Raw genomic sequence first — 16,408 nt, forward strand, 5'->3', positions numbered from 1 at the left:
TTTATCTCTTTTTAAAACGCATATTTCGCACTAAATATCCAATTATTTCAACCTCTTTAAAAAGCGAGTTGGAAACAATTCATCTTGAAACTACTATTCACACTATGAATATAGTGTTAAACGTTTACAAGAGGCCGAATATTTAGTTTAATTAGTGTAAGCGGTTTTCCTAATAAGTAAAACCTTTTAACACATTCACTAATATTAAATGCAAGTATCGTGCCAACTTTTAAAATCGTTTAATTTACTTGAAAAGTGTCAATTTTTATACAAAGTTACAATAAAAAATGAGTTGATTTCAACTCATTTGAATCGAAATTAACTCATTTGATAAGGGGTTAGATTTGTATGTTAGAAAATATGCAAATACCTGAAATAACGGGGGAAACATTGAGAAGGATCCTGGATCATTCTTCTGATGAAATTTTCGTCATTGATGGCAATCAACAGATTATCTTTGTTAATAGTGTGTGTGAAAGGCATTATGGTCTTAAACCGGAAGATGTCGTTGGCAAATATAACATTGAATTGTTTGAAAAGGGGTATTGGAAGCCGTCAATCGTTCCACTTGTTTTCAAGGAAAAGAAACCTGTTACAATTCGGCAGACAACCTATATAGGCGCGGAATTATTAACGACGGCTGTGCCGATTTTAAATGAGGACAATGAGATCGAACTAGTGGTCACTACTTCTCGGGAGCTGCAGACTTTTAAGAGTATTAAAAAGGAACGAGAAAGTCAGCCTGAAAGCATGAATAATTCCACTCCGATCACCAATTGCAGTAAGATGAAAGACATCCTAAAGGTTTGCGAAAAAATCGCCAAGGTGGATTCTACCATTCTAATTCAAGGAGAATCCGGAACAGGAAAAGGCGTGTTAGCGCAATATATTCATGATATTAGCAAACGGAAAACCAAAACATTTTTAAAAATAAACTGTGCTGCGCTGCCTGGAGACCTACTTGAATCTGAACTTTTCGGATATGCTGAAGGTTCATTTACTGGTGCAAGCAAGTATGGAAAGAAAGGGCTGCTGGAAATAGCCCATCAAGGCACATTGTTTCTTGATGAAATTGGTGAAATGCCGTTATCACTTCAGGCAAAGCTGCTGCAGGTGATTCAAGAAAAACAATTCCTATCGATAGGCGGCCATGAATTGAAGACAGTGGACGTCCGAATTATCGCCGCAACTAACCGCGATTTGGTCGAGATGGTACGAAAAGGCCTGTTCCGTGAAGACCTGTTTTACCGCTTAAATATTATCGATATTCACTTGCCGCCGCTAAGGGAGCGGAAGGAGGATATTATTCCATTAACCTATAATTTTCTATATAAGTTTAATAAGAAATATGAAATGAATAAAATTATCTCTCAAGAATGTTTGGATATTTTCTCCTCCTATTCATGGCCGGGAAATATCCGCCAGCTAGAAAACGTCATGGAGAGACTTGTCGTCACCAGCGATTCGATTATCCAGCGATATGACTTACCGGAGTTAATCACAAACAATACACAGCCGCAAGCACAGTATTCACTCCCTGCGAATCTGGACGATGCTCTTGAGCATGTAAAGGAAACTTTAGTGGTTCAGTCGTATAAAAAACATAAAAGCTCGAGAAAAGTTGCAAAGGATTTAAACATCAGCCAGACGCGGGCTGTCAAGCTGATAAATGAGTATTGCAGTAATTTAACTGAATCATAAGTTTTTTGAGCCGCTTTAAGTAAGCGGCTCTTTTCCTTCACTCAATGAAAAACCAAATATCATTCAATGTAGAAATGCTCTGGATGCGGGTGACTAAGAAATTCATGGTGCGAAATTGCCCAGCCATAGGCTCCGGCATAATGAAAGAGAAGAATATCTCCAGCCCGTAAGCAAGATACCGGCACTTCCCTTGCTAATATATCATTAGGTGTGCATAGCTCTCCGGCAACAGTAATAATAGTCTCTTTAATTTCAGGACGTTCAAAAGGATAAACCCATTTCTCTATTGGGATGATTGTAAAAGGATGACTTTGTTTCCACGCTGCCGGCAGTCTAAAATGATGACTTCCTCCGCGAATAACACAGAAGGTTTGACCATGATTTTGTTTAATGTCCAATACCTCTGCTGCATAGTATCCACAAGATGAAGTAATATAACGGCCACATTCAAACAGAACCTTATAGCCGGAGTCACGATGCTTTTCCAGTACGTGTTCTAAACGCTGAATGAAATCCCCCCAGTTAAACTGATGTTCTATCTCGCGGTAGTTAATCCCAATTCCACCACCTACATTTAAATAAGACAAGTCTAGGTGCCACTCCTTTTGCCACCTTTTGGCCGTTCCGAAGCAATGATCCACAAATTCCGCATGCGTTTTTCCATCCACATTATTAGACATAGCGTGGAAATGAAAGCCGTGAAGCTTTACATTCGACAGACTTTGCACCAAAGAAATAGCAGAGGGGATTTTTCCTTCTTCCATTCCAAACTGTGTCGGCACACCTGCCATTTTCAATTGAGCATTTGGAACAGAGTGGTTAAGATTGACGCGCAGTAAGATGGCCTGGCTTATTCCTTTTTGAGCGGCAATGTAATTCACTAATTGTAATTCATGAACACTTTCAACATGGAGTAAGCTGACGCCGTAATCCATTGCTCCTGCAATTTCTTCTTCTGTTTTCCCTGGACCCCCGAACAAGATAGGGATTTTTTCATCCACTGCCCTAATCTTTTCAATTTCGCCCAGTGAAGCTGCTTCAAATCCATGAACAATCGGAACCAGTGCCTTTAAAAGAGACAGGTCTGAATTTGCTTTAATCGCATAAAATAAACGACACACTTGGGGCAGCGTTCCCATCAATTGATTAACATGATGGCGAAGTTTTGATAAGTCATAAATATAAGCACAAAATGGGTTTTTCCGTTCCTTCTTAAGAGATTGCACAATTCTTTCTATCATTTGTCTATACACTCCTATACAATCTTACAAGTTCCAAATTTGTCGTCTTCCAACCACAATAAGGATGGTTGTTACTATACAGCCCGCCCCCATCAGGATACCGGCCGATAAAGTGCCTGTCACTGAAGCAACCGCTCCTATCAAGATCGCTCCAAGTGGAATAAAGCCCCTATCCATTAAAGCAATGCTTAAAATCCTTCCCCGCAGTTGATCTGGTACATGTATTTGTAATGTAATTCGGCTCATCGTTCGATAGGTCTGACTCGTTAAACCTACGAGGAACATCGCTGCACCGGCTGTTATAATATTTGTACTCCCTATAAATAAAAGCAAAGAAAAACCAAAACCTATTATAGAATACACCAGCCATCTTCCTGCACCTTTCACTTCTTTCCGTATTGAAAGCCAAACGGTGCCTCCTAGTGCACCAACCGATGAAATGGATAGAAGCAGTCCAAATCCTTCTGAACCCAAGTGTAATAGATCTCTAGTAAATAGCGGCATCATCGTGGTATAAGGAAAGCCAAATACCATTGGGACGATCGCTAAGAGGAATAAAGCTTGCACTGGGGGTGTACTTTTTACAAAAGCGGCAACCTCACGGAAGGTTGCTTTTTCTCTTTCCTTTTTAATAGTTTCTAAAGAAGGGTTTGGGCGTATTATATGTAAAGAGAGGATAACACCAAGCGTTCCCCATGCGTTAATATAAAAGAGATCCTCCAAATCTGTGACGGCAAGCAGCATACCTGCAACGGCCGGCCCAATCATCCGAGACAGATGAATGATCGTTGTATTAATAGCAATCGCGCTTATCAGCGCGGTTTGCGGCACTAGGTTTGGCACTAGAGCATTACGAATAGGAGGATCCATCGCCGCCAATATCGACCTTATGGTTACAATGAACACGAAAAGCCAATATGACTGCCGCATTTCAACAAGATAAGCAAGACAGAATGTGAACAGCATCATTCCGATTTGGATGAAAATAAGTAATCTTCGCCGATCATATCGATCTGCCAATATACCTGCCGGAACACTGAATAGAAATGCTGGCAGCAGCCGGCAGCCATTGATCAGCGCCAAGTGAAGCGGGGAATTGGTAAACTGTAAGACTACCCAGTTGAGGGCCGTGATATCCATCCAATCTCCCACTCTTGTCAAGAAGCTCCCTGACATAAAAAGGCTAAACATTCGTGATTGGAGTGCAAAGTGTATTGGCTTTGTATATTGAACATCTACTTGTGCCATAACACTTACCCTTCCTTCTCCCCAAAGTCGTGTAAAGGGTTAAGAACAATTGCATAAGAGTAGTTTTTCCCTTTAGGCTCCAGCCGCATTTTCGTCAGTGCTTTATGAGATACCTTTTCTTGGTATAATGCAGTTCTATCTATATTGATACTTTCCCGATATGAAGGCTGTTTTTCCAATTGGTCGAATACTTCTTTGCAGATCAAATGAACCTGCTGCCACAACTCCTTCTCTCTTAATCCAAACTGTTTACATACTTGAAGAATCAGTTCCCCGCAATGATTCTGAAAGACCGTATAAAAAACCTTGTTATGCATTTCCGAAATACAATCTGTCAATGTGACCGATCCAGGATAAAATTGCACGTCGATTTGATGCTGCTGCAGCCTTGGCCGATAAATTCTTGTACCACCCCAGTCACGGAATAACACTCGAACAGGACAGCCATGCTTAAATACGATGACACTATTTTGTAAATGCCCTTCTAATCCAATTCCGTATTTTGTCATCAGCGTAAGGAAGCCCGGGAGCGCAATGGACAGATATTCTGAGACGAATTGAAACGCTGCCTGACGAAGAGCAGGTTCATTTTTCTGTCTTGCATATTGTTCAATTAACTCGAACAGAACCGACTTTTCTGAAATGGGTGATTCAGCAAACAACGAGCTGCCAACGATTGCTACTTCGTCATCAGTGATGAATGACTCTACATTCTCCCTTATTACAGCAGATAAATTTCTATCCTTCAGTTCATGATGATGATCTCTATTACTAGCTTTATAATTAAATCCTCCGTATTCGCAAACAGGTATGAATGTCTTCAATAAGTTTTGCTCCCGCTGCATAACAGAACAGATCAATTGCGTAAAAACAGCTGCATTGTTTGTTGTTTGAGCTGAGATAGAGCGAACGGTAGAAGTCATCTGACTGTTAACAGCAACTTTAATAGAATGCTTGGAAGTTTCTCCATTCCCTAGAGGTACCACAGTTCTAAACGAAGAGGTAGCCCCGCATGGCACCACGATACCGTGCAGCGGAATAACGATGTGCTGCTCTATTTCCTGCTGGTAGATTACTGGAATTGCATGTTTTAACTGCCATGGGTGTACGGGGACAAAGACATAATCAGCCATATTTAAACCGAGTTCTGCCAACTCTTGTTCAGCTGTCCTTGGTAAGTGGGGATACTCTTTAAAAAGAAAGGCGTTGGCATCCTGCTCATGTTCCTCACTCCCCCTCCACTCTGCAAAATCCTTTCGTATCGCTGCAAAATGAAGACCTGCTGCACCCTCAAATTCAGGGGCATAACGAAAAACGTCCTCCGGTTCCATCCCCATTTTTGTTTTCGTTCCTGGATGAAGATTATGACCTTCTATAGATAATTGTTCAAAAAATAAACTAGTATCAAATCGACGATTTTGTTTCTTTTGTAATAGGACATAATCGATCGTATTAGTGACCCCTTGCTCGGCAGCTTGCTGTTGAAGTTCCTTTTTCTTTTGGTTCCAATAGGCATAGGAGAGTGCCAGGTTTGCACTTCCGTTGATTAGCTCTTCAGTAAACCTTTGCCAAGAACTGTGCTCACTGTTCACCTCTGCTTTACAGCCCAGCAACTCAAGCAGCTCAGCTGCGTGCTTGATTGTTTTAATCTCCATATTAAAAATATGCAGAATGTCTCCTTCTACCTCTGAACGGTTATAGGCATACCTTCGGCCTACAGGAATAACGAGGCAGCCCTCCGATGATAGGGGGTAAAGCTTATAGACCTTTCCACTTTTTAGTGGATACGTATGTAGTACAGCCATAATCCTTTGCCAGAATTCATCAATTGCCGGAACATTTAAAGCATAAATGGATTCAATGACTACCAAATCATATGAATTTGAATCAAGTCCCTTTATATCTTCCCGCAGCATAGAACTTGCAAGGCGCCGTAAAATACCTTGTCGCCCTTTTGTAAGAGATTGCACATATACAGAAGCCATTTCAGGATGCTTACTTCGCAAAAAATTCAGAACCTTAAGTTCATCTTTCAACATATCGCCTTCTTTAAACGAGGTTTCCTTTTTCAGAAGCTGTGCTGAAGTGATGCTCATAATGGCAGCTCTCCTTTCCACTCCGCTATTGGATTAGGAACTTTAATAAAAGGGTAAACCGTTACATCCCCTCGCAGCCTCATTGTCGTTAGCGCCTTCAAGTCTATCATCGGTTGAAACAGAGCCCGCTCATCCTCCGCCGCCTGTTCTCTGATCTCAGGGTCCTTTTTTAGTTCTGTAAAAACGGACCTTATAACCGTCACAACCTGCTTCCAAAGCTCCTTCTCATCCATTCCAAGGTACCGGACGATACATGTGATTAATTCAGCGAAGTGATTTTGAAGGACAGAATAGGAGATAATATTTCGTAATTGCTCTACCTTGTCCGTTACAATAGAAGAACCAGGGTAAATCCTCGGTTGAAATCCTTCCCTCATTAATCTTGGCGTATAAATCCGTATACCACCAAAATCTCTTAAAAGCATACGTACCAATTCTCCCTTATAAAATACAGAAACACTATTCTGCATATGGCCCTCTAAACTTATTCCATAGCGCACCATTAAAGTGAAAAAGCCAGGTAACGACGTTTCCGCATATTTTTCGATGAATATACAGGCAGCCTTTGTCAGACTGGATAACTGATAATGAGCTGCCAGCTCTTTGATCAATTCAATCGCAATAGGTTTACCACTAATAGGTGAATCAGCTAAAAGCGCTGCCGCCGCCATCGGTATTTCCTCTTCTTTTTTAATATAGTTCTCAGGGTTCTCCCGTAAGATGGAGGCTAAGTTCGCTTGGAGTTTCCACCGTCTATCCTCTGATAAATCTTGGTTCTTTGGTTGAAAATAAGCGCCGGCTCGTTCTTTCAGAACAACAAAATTGCCGCCAAAATGGTTTTCTCTTTCTTGAATCTTAGCCAGTATCTCCGAAAGGACAGGTCCATTCTCTACTGAATTTGGTGATACAGTACGTATCGCGCTAGTGGTTTGAACATTTACCGCGGTTTTAATATGATGCCTGTTCTGTCCTCGGTTTTGAATAGGAGCTAATGAGCGAAAAGAAACTAGTGACTGTGCAGGAATATGAAATTCTGAAATTAGTACAATCTTTCGCTGCTCAATCTCTTCTTTGTAAAGACTGATCAAAGTATGATCAAACTGCCAAGGATGAACAGGAATCAGTTCAAACTGAGCAGGGTCCAACCCCTTTTCGTCTAAAACCTTTTCAACAGTTGATTGTAAGCCTTCATATTCTTTGTATAGCAAAGTTGTAACAGTATGAGCATCCATAGAGGACGTTTGACAATTTTCCTTTAAAACTGCTGCAAACGCGATTTTCGGTACAGCCCCCCATTCTGGTGAATACTCAATCACGTCCAACACATCTAGGCCAAACTTTGTTTTCGCTCCCGGATGTAGAGGATGCCCCTCAACAACCCATTGTTCATAGAAAGCAAGCGGACTAAAGTTCTTGTGTTCCTTACACTGTTTGGTCACCCATTCTAAGGAAGTATGTATCTTTTGCGAGCGGGCACGAGCTATTAGCTCCTTCTTTCTAAGCTTCGCCCCTGTCAGGGCTAAAGCAAAATTTGCTGCACCATTCTGGATTTCCAGCTTAAATCGCTGAAACTGGTGTTCCTGTGCCTCCTCCAGTACTCCTTCCTGCCTAAGTAAGTCAAGAAGTTCAACAGGATGAAATATTGTAGTAGCCTGAGGGCTGTCAATTACAACATCCCCTTCTAAATCAAACCTTCCGAGTGAATGCTTTTTTACATCTACCTGAAAAGCTTTTCCGCTGGACAGTTGAACGTAAATCATTTGTCTTGGTTCTTCCAGCCACGTAACTCTCGCTTCATCTATTATTCCCTCACGTATAAGCGCCTGAAATAACCGCTGGAATATCCCTCTTCTTCCTAACTGAAGATTCATAATGTATAGTTCTTCCCATTCAGGTTTGTGATTCCTGATGAAGGATAGGGTTTTTAATTCTTCCTGATCTAAAAACTTATTTCTGGCTTTTTGAATACGTTCGATAGGTATAACAGTCATGTTTTCTCCCCTTTTACTCAACATAAATGATAATGATAATTATTATCAATGTAACTTACTTATTATCCTAGTCGATAATGATTATCATTGTCAAATGACTTTTGTACTGAATAATTTTTTCCTTTTATAGCCAAAAAAGCCTACTATTCCATTTATTAAATGAATTAGCAGGCTTAAAATTTTAAAAATGTAAATTTATCCTGAATAAAAAAATGGTAACCTTGAAACAAAATTCAGGTAATATCTTAAAAAAGAAAAGGTGCCTAAATTCTATAGGCACCTTCCTTTTATGAATGATTTGCAATTTTTTTGTCAATTAAATCGGCAACTAATATATACCGCTGCGGTGCATCACCAATATAATAGAAAGGGTAACAGGTGGTCACAGTTAATGTTGCCCTTGGTTTGGGGACGATCACGGTACGATCATCTGCATCAACAATCCGTACTCTTCTTACCTTATAAGTGAATTCGCCGGCTGCAGTCGTAACAACGAACAAATCCCCTTTTCCTACGTTGCCCAGCTGCCTAAAAACGGTATCCCTGTGTCCGGATAGGACGGAATTGTCTTTTTCACCTGGAAGAACACTGCCGGCAAAATGACCTACTCCTTTTTCAAGCTCATCTTCATCCGTTCCATGATAAATAGTCAGCTGTTTATCAAGCTTTGGGATGTATAGTTCTCCCAATTGCTCACCCATCTTTGGCCGGACAGGGTATAAAGGAGCTGGCTCTTCGGACTTTATTGGACTCACTTTCGTTTTATTAGAGATTGGCTGTTTTTTTTTTTCTTTCACAGCGGTCGTTTCAGAAGTCCCGGTTTGAAGCATGGGGCGAATATTTATGATCGTAATCCATACACCTGCTAAGATTAGACAAATACTAATTAATCTTCGAGCAGTAAGCTTTTTTTTCATAAAGACTTCACTTTCCGTTTTCGGAAGAAAATGACCCCAATCCCTATAAGAGTTAAGCCGGCTAGTATACCTTCACTGTAATTACCTGCAGTATTTGGCAGCTTTCCCCCTTTTATTGTCCGCGGTTTTTCTTTTTGTGGATTTTTTACCACTTTCTCCACCTTTTTAATATCCTTTACTGTATCCTCAATTAAATCAGAACCGAATAAATCTGGTGTGATTAAAATATCCGCAAGAAATTTCCCATTTTTATCGTAGAGCTCAATCAATAGATTCGACCCATTTGGATCTTTTATTTTGAGCAGCTGCGTTAAGGATATTTCTGTTTTTTTGTCGCCTTTTACCAGGAAGTACTTTGCATCCATTTGAAAGATGTCCAGCATTTCCTTCATAATGCTTCCAAGTTCCGCCGCTTGTGCATCTGTTAAATCATCTGCGCTGTCAAAGTCCTCAAAAGCAGCTAATCTTGATTCTAAATTCAGCATTTTATCCATAAGAGCTGGATCTTCCAAATCAAGTGTTCCTAAATGGGCTATAACCGCTTCAATTTCTTTATCTGTAATACCTAATTTTGCAATTAAATCAAAGATTTCGCCGCCTCCAAGATACATAGAAACCGCTAAATCAAGATCTTCAATGAATTCATAGTTTTCCAGAGAATCATCGTTTTTAGCTAAAAGCTCTTTCAATTCTTCCAATGTCAGACCATATCCATCTAGCAGTTCCTGAAGATTCTCATCGGTAATTGGTGTGCCCGCCTCATGTGCATAAAACGAAACAGTAGAATCCAGCGCATCAATATAACGAAACACATCGCGTACATTCTCGCCTTCTTCCATCTCCCCGTTTTCTACTAGGGTAGATATAAGTTCTTGCTCACTTTCGAATCCATAATCTTCGAGTAATTGTTTTAGGTTCTCATCGGAAATAGGTTCTCCTAGGACTTCCTTTAACTCATCAACCGAGTTGAAATCTTCTAAACTCACATAATAGAAAGATTCCAAAAATGAGTCCAATTCCTCTTTATCTTTCCAGTTGGATTCAGCTAAAAATGCAGTTAATTGGTCATCCGGAATGGCCGCTTTACTAACTGCAGGGAATAAACTAAACACTAGTAAAAGTGATAACAGAATTTTTCGAAATTTCATTAATGTTTCCCCCATTTTTCAAAAATAATAATATACCCACTAAGAATGTATTATAACTCCGGGAAATGATAATTAGAAGCTTTATTTTACGAAATTTGTAAAAAATAGGGGTTTCCTGTCATTTCTTTAACAAATTTGTCATTTAGATTCTCAAAGACTTTTACAAAACATATACCTATCTCAGAATTTGAAAATCCAGCAAAGTCTAGCAAGACTTTAGAATCCACTGCTAAGATTAAAGCTTGAAATTATAGCAGTTTGGAGGTAAATTTTTGAAATAAAGGAGGGGTTTTTATGATTGAGTACAAACTTAACACAACTATTACACCAGAGGAACTTTCTCAGCTATTTAAGGTATCAGGCATTAAAAGACCCGCAGATGATTTACCAAGGCTGCAAAAAATGATCGATAACGCCGATCTTACTTTTACTGCCTGGGATCAGGAAAAACTCGTGGGAATCGCTAGAGCAATAACAGATTTTAGCTATTGCTGCTATTTATCCGACTTGGCCGTGGACCAAAACTATCAAAAAAGCGGGATTGGAAAAGAACTTGTAAGATTGCTGCAGGAAGAGATTGGTGAGGAAGTTACCTTACTGCTTCTTTCATCCCCTACTGCAATGGAGTATTATCCAAGGATAGGCTTCGAAAAGGCTGAGAATGGGTTTAAAATCATGAGGAAGCGGTAAAATTATTTTAAAAAACGCTGTTACCTGAAGTGACCCCATAAAATTTTTTGTCCATCTTTATGGGGTCAGATCACCCAACAGCGTTTTTATCGTTCCTTCTATTTATCTTTCAATGCTTTTAACGCTTTACTCCTAAATCCACTTTTATTCATTTCTTCAGCGAGCTCTGCTCTCAACTGCGCTAAATCAAAATCCACTAATTTTTTTGCTTCCACAACCTGTCTTCCAGCAATGAATACGTCTTTTACATTACCGGCATGAGCAGAATAAACCAATGCAGAATAAGGGTCGTAAATTGGAAACATGTTGACTGAATCGGTTTCCACCATAATGAAATCGGCTTGTTTGCCTATTTCGATTGAGCCAATTTGTTCCTCCATGCCTAATACTCTTGCTCCCTCAATGGTTGCCAATTTAACTATTTGTTCAGCCGGGAAAGCACTTCGATCCTTTAAATAGGTTTTATGGAAGTTCGCAAACAGCCTCATTTGGCTGAACAAATCCAGTGTATTACCGCTGCTTGGACCATCTGTACCCAAACCCACCGTTACACCAGCAGCTAATAAATCCCGGACCCTGGCTACACCTTTAGCAGATTTCGTATTAGCACCGATACAATGTGCCACCTTCACATCATACTTCCTTAACAACTCAATATCATGGTCTGTTAGATGAATACAATGTGCCGCTACAAGCCTTGGACTCAATACCCCGATAGCTTCTAAAAATTCAATGGGGGTTTGATTGCGTTCTTTCCGGAATTTTTCCAGTTCAAAATCCATTTCACTGACATGCATCATCCATGGTACATTGTACTTTTCCGATAAAGCATCTGCCTTTTTTAGTGCTTCAATTGTATTCGAATAAGGAGCATGCGGTCCGACCGACGCATGAATTCTATGGTGCCCCTGCCATTTGGGCAGAAATCTTTCTTCCGCATAATCCAAACCGCCCATTGGTTCCTCCACATCTACGGTTACTGTATCAATGACCGTTTCAGCTAAAAGAGCTCGGACATTCATTTCCTCTGCCGCCATGGCCAATTGCTGTTCAAAATAATACATATCAAAAAAGGTTGTGACACCTGCAAGCAGCATTTCAGCTATGGCATATTTTCCGCTTGTATAGGCAAGCATTTCGTTCATACATTCATTCTCTAACGGGAATAAGAAACGGCGTAAGCGGTCTGGATAGTCATCTCCTAATGAACGAAACGGGATCATCCCGATATGTGTATGTGTATTTACCATGCCCGGCAGCAAAATTGCACCACCTGCATCAATAAGTTTGTCGTAAACAATATCTTTTGGCAGTGAATCCATCAAACCGACTCCGGAAATTTTCTCTCCGTCTACAAGTAAATAGCCATTTTGGAACTGCTCCATTTGTTCATTCATTGTTAAAATCCAAGCGTTTTGAATGAGTGTTTTCATCTTTATTCACCTTCAACTAATGGGATCATCATTTGGGAACGTACATTCATCATCCCTTTATCAGTAATTTTAATTACAGGAGAAACAGGTAACGATAATGTCGAGAAGGACATAATTTCATTTGTGTTGCGATAACCTAAAGCAATCATTGCTTGTCGAACTTCCTTTAGCTGTGCACCTAGTTCTTGTATCGGCGCATCGCTCATAATACCGCAGACTGGCAGCGGGCAAACGGCTTGTACTTTTCCAGCATGTGTCACAACATAGCCGCCTTGTAACTCTACTAGCTTTTTTTGTGCTGCTAAAATATCTGCTGCACTTGTTCCCATGACCATAACATTATGGTGATCATGCGCCCAAGTTGTGGCAACTGCGCCTTTTTCAACTAAGGCATTTTCAACAAACCCATAAGCGATATCCCCTGTTTTCCCATACCGTTCCATTACTATAATCAGGGCTAAGCCGCTATTCTCCCAATCCAAATATCCATCTACAATACCAACTTCGCGCTGAACATGCTCGGTAAACGTCCCGACTTCTGAAATGCTGATGACATTTACTTTCGCCATATCAGATGCCTTTACCTTGATACGTAAATCCTCCGGCGTTAAGGGACGACATTGAATGGATTGATAAAAATGCGCAGGAAAATTAGGTTTCTGATCAGGGTACCGGATGTCATTGCCGCGCTTGTGCACCACTTTCCCATCTTTATAGACAGCTGCAATATCAAAGCTTTTTACGTCATCGAGCAATAGAAAGTCAGCTTTAAAACCGGAAACAACCGCCCCGCGATCCTGGAATCCCATTCGTCTGGCAGGCGTATAGGAAGCACAGTATATCGCCTGTTCTGCCGGCATACCACAGGAAATCGCTAAACGCACATTTGCATCTAAATGGCCTTCCAACAAATCATCTGCCATGACATCATCAGTAATAATGGCCATATATTCATAGAAATTATTTTCCACAATCACACGGATATTTTCCGGTGTAATTGATTTCTTTTGAAACTCCAAGAACATCCCACTAGTAATTTTTTCATAAATCGATTCAGGCGATTGATGAGTGTGATCAGCCGTTAAGCCTGCATATAAAAATTTCGCTAGCTCTAAACCAGAAACCCTTGGAATATGGCCTTCTAAAGGCATAAACGGTCTTTCCGTCTGCACAGCACGCAATATTTGACGAATTAAGGAATCCGGATCATTCACAATTCCGTTAAAGTTCATGGCCTCCCCTAGAGCAATTACCTTCGGATGTTTCAAAAGCTGCTTCACTTCTTCCACACCAATATAACCGCCAGTAGTTTCTAATTCAGGTACTGTCGAAGGCACAGAAGAAGGAATTGCAAAGAAAATATCCATGACACTTGGCTGTGAAAAGAACGCCTCTAGCCCTTCCATACCGAACACATTGCCAATCTCATGAGCATCAGCCACAACCGTTGTTACACCGCGTGTTAGCGCAGCTTCGGAAAAAATAGAAGGAGATGTCATGGAGCTCTCAATATGCATATGAATATCCATTAACCCTGGAACTATATATTGATTAGATGCATCTATAACTGCATCAGCCTCTAAGTTCTCAAATTCGTCAGCTGTAATATAGTAGAATTTATCACCAACGATTGAAACATTTTTCTTTTCGAACTTTTTGGTGAACGAATTAAAAATCAGTCCATTTATAATTGCTGCATCAACTTTCATTTTACTATTCCCTCTTTTTTAGGATTTTGATAACAGAAAAAGGGCTGGAAATTATTCCTCAGCCCTTCTCCTTCCAACTAATTTTTTATTTATTTAGGATTCGGTTCCACTGATTAATCCAAGATTCAAGGTTTTTATTGACGAATTGTGAATCGACCTTGTTTGTACGTTTTGCAATATCACCGTATGTTTTATTCTGTGCTGTTTTATCATCTAAAACGACTTCACTATTTGTTGGTGCTTCATTTAGAGAGACCGCTGTTTTTTCCTGAATTTCTTTACTTAAACGCCAGTCAATATATTTATAAGCCAAGTCTTTGTTTTTAGAGTTTTTGTTGATGTTGATGGTATTAAAGTTTGCATATGTTCCTGACTGCGGGACAATATAGGCCACATCTGGATTTGCCTGCGTAATAATAGGAATTGCAAAATCACCAACTACAGCTGCAACAATTTCACCCGATTGGAACATGTTCGCTAAATCGGATGATTTGCTATATGTTTTGACAACATTTGGTGCTAAATCTGAAATTCCCTTGAACGCCGCTTTTCCATTATCGGAGGTAATATCAACATTCTCATGCTTACTTGCAACATAAAGCATTGCTGGGCCAAAAGTTGAGGCAATATCAGGAATAGAGATTTTTCCTTTCAAAGAAGGATCCCAAAGATCATCCCATTCTTTTATCTCTTTCCCCAAGGCCTTTTTATTGTAAACAATTCCGATACTATTTAACGTATAAGCTGGACCTGCACCATCTTGCGCCAATTCTTTAGCACTATCAATTAATTTTTCCATATTAGGAATTTTCGAGCTGTCAATCTTTTCAAACAGCCCTTCTGAAACACCGTCAGCTGCATTTGATTGGGATAATTCAATCACGTCAACGTTTGAGTTTGGGTTGCTTTTTAACTTTGTAAAACGTTCCGAGCTTGTCCCAGCTTCTATTACAATATCTACATTGTATTTTTCTTCAAATGGTTTAAAGACATCTTGCTGCATTTTATCTTGCTCCAAACCGAAAGTAGAGATAACCAGCGTCTGTTGCTTTTCTTTTCCATTATCGGCGCCGCCGCCACATGCAGCTAGTACACTGGCAGTTACAAGTGTTAACCCTGCTAAACCTAGTCTTTTTTTCATTTTTCTTTCTCCTTTTCCATTCATGTTTTATACAATGATGAGTTTATGTGCTGGAATCATTAAGGTGACAGTGTCTCCCACTTGATAAATCACATCATCCACTTCATTCACAAGTAATGCACCAATAGAGGTTTCAATCTCATACTGATAAGACTTTCCTAAAAATGTACGAACTTTTATCGTCCCAGACACAGTATTCGTTGCAGTTGATTCAGTATTTGACACAATATCAATATCATCCGGACGAATGGTCCCTATGTGTTTTCCGGGTTCCCATTGGCGGGTACTTAGAAAAGTCGTTCCGTCCACAGTTTTATATTTCCCTTTTTCTATTGGTGTTAAATCAAAAAAGTTCTCAAAGCCAATAAAACGTGCGACAAATTCAGATTTGGGATTTTTATAAATTTCCTCTGGTGTATCGAACTGTTCAATAATTCCTTTATTCATGACAGCCACTTTGTCGGAAATGGAGAAACATTCCTCTTGATCATGCGTCACAAATACAGAAGTAATACCTAATTGGCTTTGAATCCGTTTAATTTCAATCCGCATCGCTACGCGCAATTTAGCATCTAGGTTACTTAATGGTTCATCTAATAATAGTAACTTTGGTTCGATAACTAAAGCTCGTGCTAATGCTACACGTTGTCTTTGTCCGCCCGAAAGTTGTTTTGGATAGCGGTCCCCCAGCTCTCCTAGTCCAGTAATTGCCAAAATATCTTTTACCTTTTTATCGATGGAGCTCTTTTTTTCCTTGCGTAATTTCAAGCCAAACGCGATATTTTCCTTGATGGTGAGATGGGGAAACAGTGCATAGCTTTGGAATACCATACCAAATTCACGCTTATAAACCGGTACTTTTGTTAAGTTTTTTCCATCAACTATAAACTCCCCGTCATTAGGTTCAATTAATCCTGCAATGACACGCAAAGTTGTTGTTTTTCCGCAGCCGGACGGCCCTAGCAAGGATACAAGTTCGCCTTTTTCAATCGATAAATTCAAGTCCTTTAAGATATCGGTCTTATTATCATAACTCACACGAATATCGTTTAATTCAACATAAGACATGATGTTTATTCATCCTTCCTCGCTG

The 16,408-nt window shown here is 40.0% G+C and carries 12 protein-coding genes; 2 read left to right on the forward strand and 10 right to left on the reverse strand.

Annotated elements, in window-relative coordinates:
• The first annotated feature begins 348 nt into the window (after positions 1–348).
• Complete coding sequence (locus tag IE222_RS15915; RefSeq protein ID WP_223282740.1) at positions 349–1,701, forward strand: sigma-54 interaction domain-containing protein; 1,353 nt, start codon at positions 349–351, stop codon at positions 1,699–1,701.
• Between the two features lie 59 nt (positions 1,702–1,760).
• Here the strand turns inward: IE222_RS15915 and IE222_RS15920 are convergent, their stop codons facing one another.
• From IE222_RS15920 to IE222_RS15945, 6 genes are all read right to left on the reverse strand, one after another.
• The gene (locus tag IE222_RS15920) at positions 1,761–2,942 is read right to left on the reverse strand and encodes a type III PLP-dependent enzyme (RefSeq protein ID WP_191274481.1); all 1,182 of its coding nucleotides are present in this window, start codon (positions 2,940–2,942) and stop codon (positions 1,761–1,763) included.
• Between the two features lie 24 nt (positions 2,943–2,966).
• Positions 2,967–4,190 carry an MFS transporter gene (locus IE222_RS15925; RefSeq protein WP_191274483.1) on the reverse strand — a complete coding sequence of 408 codons (1,224 nt, stop codon included), beginning with the start codon at positions 4,188–4,190 and terminating at the stop codon, positions 2,967–2,969.
• A gap of 5 nt (positions 4,191–4,195) precedes the next feature.
• On the reverse strand, positions 4,196–6,286 hold the full coding sequence (locus IE222_RS15930) for an IucA/IucC family protein (RefSeq protein ID WP_191274484.1): 2,091 nt from the start codon (positions 6,284–6,286) through the stop codon (positions 4,196–4,198).
• A complete protein-coding gene (locus IE222_RS15935) occupies positions 6,283–8,277 on the reverse strand; it encodes an IucA/IucC family protein (RefSeq protein ID WP_191274485.1) in 1,995 nt (664 codons plus the stop codon). Before IE222_RS15935 ends, IE222_RS15930 begins: the two co-directional genes overlap by 4 nt.
• Before the next feature lie 287 nt (positions 8,278–8,564).
• Entirely contained in the window at positions 8,565–9,194 is a 630-nt protein-coding gene (srtD, locus tag IE222_RS15940) for a class D sortase, LPxTATN-specific (RefSeq protein ID WP_191274486.1), read from the reverse strand.
• Positions 9,191–10,342 (reverse strand): processed acidic surface protein, encoded by a 1,152-nt coding sequence (locus IE222_RS15945; protein WP_191274487.1) that lies wholly within the window; start codon positions 10,340–10,342, stop codon positions 9,191–9,193. The genes srtD and IE222_RS15945 overlap by 4 nt, the downstream gene beginning before the upstream one ends.
• 294 nt (positions 10,343–10,636) lie before the next feature.
• Between IE222_RS15945 and IE222_RS15950 the strand changes: the two genes are divergently transcribed.
• Positions 10,637–11,032: a GNAT family N-acetyltransferase gene (locus tag IE222_RS15950; protein ID WP_191274488.1), complete on the forward strand. Its 396-nt coding sequence runs from the start codon at positions 10,637–10,639 to the stop codon at positions 11,030–11,032.
• Between the two features lie 98 nt (positions 11,033–11,130).
• Here IE222_RS15950 and IE222_RS15955 read toward each other — a convergent pair whose 3' ends face one another.
• The 4 genes from IE222_RS15955 to IE222_RS15970 form a co-directional block, all read right to left on the reverse strand.
• Positions 11,131–12,465, reverse strand: coding sequence for an amidohydrolase (locus tag IE222_RS15955; RefSeq protein ID WP_191274489.1), 1,335 nt, complete (start codon positions 12,463–12,465; stop codon positions 11,131–11,133).
• A gap of 2 nt (positions 12,466–12,467) precedes the next feature.
• Positions 12,468–14,174 (reverse strand): adenine deaminase C-terminal domain-containing protein, encoded by a 1,707-nt coding sequence (locus tag IE222_RS15960; protein ID WP_191274490.1) that lies wholly within the window; start codon positions 14,172–14,174, stop codon positions 12,468–12,470.
• Between the two features lie 85 nt (positions 14,175–14,259).
• The gene (locus IE222_RS15965) at positions 14,260–15,315 is read right to left on the reverse strand and encodes an ABC transporter substrate-binding protein (protein ID WP_191274492.1); all 1,056 of its coding nucleotides are present in this window, start codon (positions 15,313–15,315) and stop codon (positions 14,260–14,262) included.
• Between the two features lie 27 nt (positions 15,316–15,342).
• Complete coding sequence (locus IE222_RS15970) at positions 15,343–16,383, reverse strand: ABC transporter ATP-binding protein (protein ID WP_191274493.1); 1,041 nt, start codon at positions 16,381–16,383, stop codon at positions 15,343–15,345.
• Positions 16,384–16,408: the final 25 nt, after the last annotated feature.

The organism is Neobacillus kokaensis (genome assembly GCF_014656545.1).
GTDB lineage: Bacteria > Bacillota > Bacilli > Bacillales > Cytobacillaceae > Neobacillus > Neobacillus kokaensis.

Bases quoted from the DNA above. Each gene is read 5' to 3' on its own strand.
- IE222_RS15915 (WP_223282740.1), top strand. From the start codon at position 349: ATGTTAGAAAATATGCAAATACCTGAAATAACGGGGGAAACATTGAGA.
- IE222_RS15920 (WP_191274481.1), bottom strand. From the start codon at position 2,942: ATGATAGAAAGAATTGTGCAATCTCTTAAGAAGGAACGGAAAAACCCA.
- IE222_RS15925 (WP_191274483.1), bottom strand. From the start codon at position 4,190: ATGGCACAAGTAGATGTTCAATATACAAAGCCAATACACTTTGCACTC.
- IE222_RS15930 (WP_191274484.1), bottom strand. From the start codon at position 6,286: ATGAGCATCACTTCAGCACAGCTTCTGAAAAAGGAAACCTCGTTTAAA.
- IE222_RS15935 (WP_191274485.1), bottom strand. From the start codon at position 8,277: ATGACTGTTATACCTATCGAACGTATTCAAAAAGCCAGAAATAAGTTT.
- srtD (WP_191274486.1), bottom strand. From the start codon at position 9,194: ATGAAAAAAAAGCTTACTGCTCGAAGATTAATTAGTATTTGTCTAATC.
- IE222_RS15945 (WP_191274487.1), bottom strand. From the start codon at position 10,342: ATGAAATTTCGAAAAATTCTGTTATCACTTTTACTAGTGTTTAGTTTA.
- IE222_RS15950 (WP_191274488.1), top strand. From the start codon at position 10,637: ATGATTGAGTACAAACTTAACACAACTATTACACCAGAGGAACTTTCT.
- IE222_RS15955 (WP_191274489.1), bottom strand. From the start codon at position 12,465: ATGAAAACACTCATTCAAAACGCTTGGATTTTAACAATGAATGAACAA.
- IE222_RS15960 (WP_191274490.1), bottom strand. From the start codon at position 14,174: ATGAAAGTTGATGCAGCAATTATAAATGGACTGATTTTTAATTCGTTC.
- IE222_RS15965 (WP_191274492.1), bottom strand. From the start codon at position 15,315: ATGAAAAAAAGACTAGGTTTAGCAGGGTTAACACTTGTAACTGCCAGT.
- IE222_RS15970 (WP_191274493.1), bottom strand. From the start codon at position 16,383: ATGTCTTATGTTGAATTAAACGATATTCGTGTGAGTTATGATAATAAG.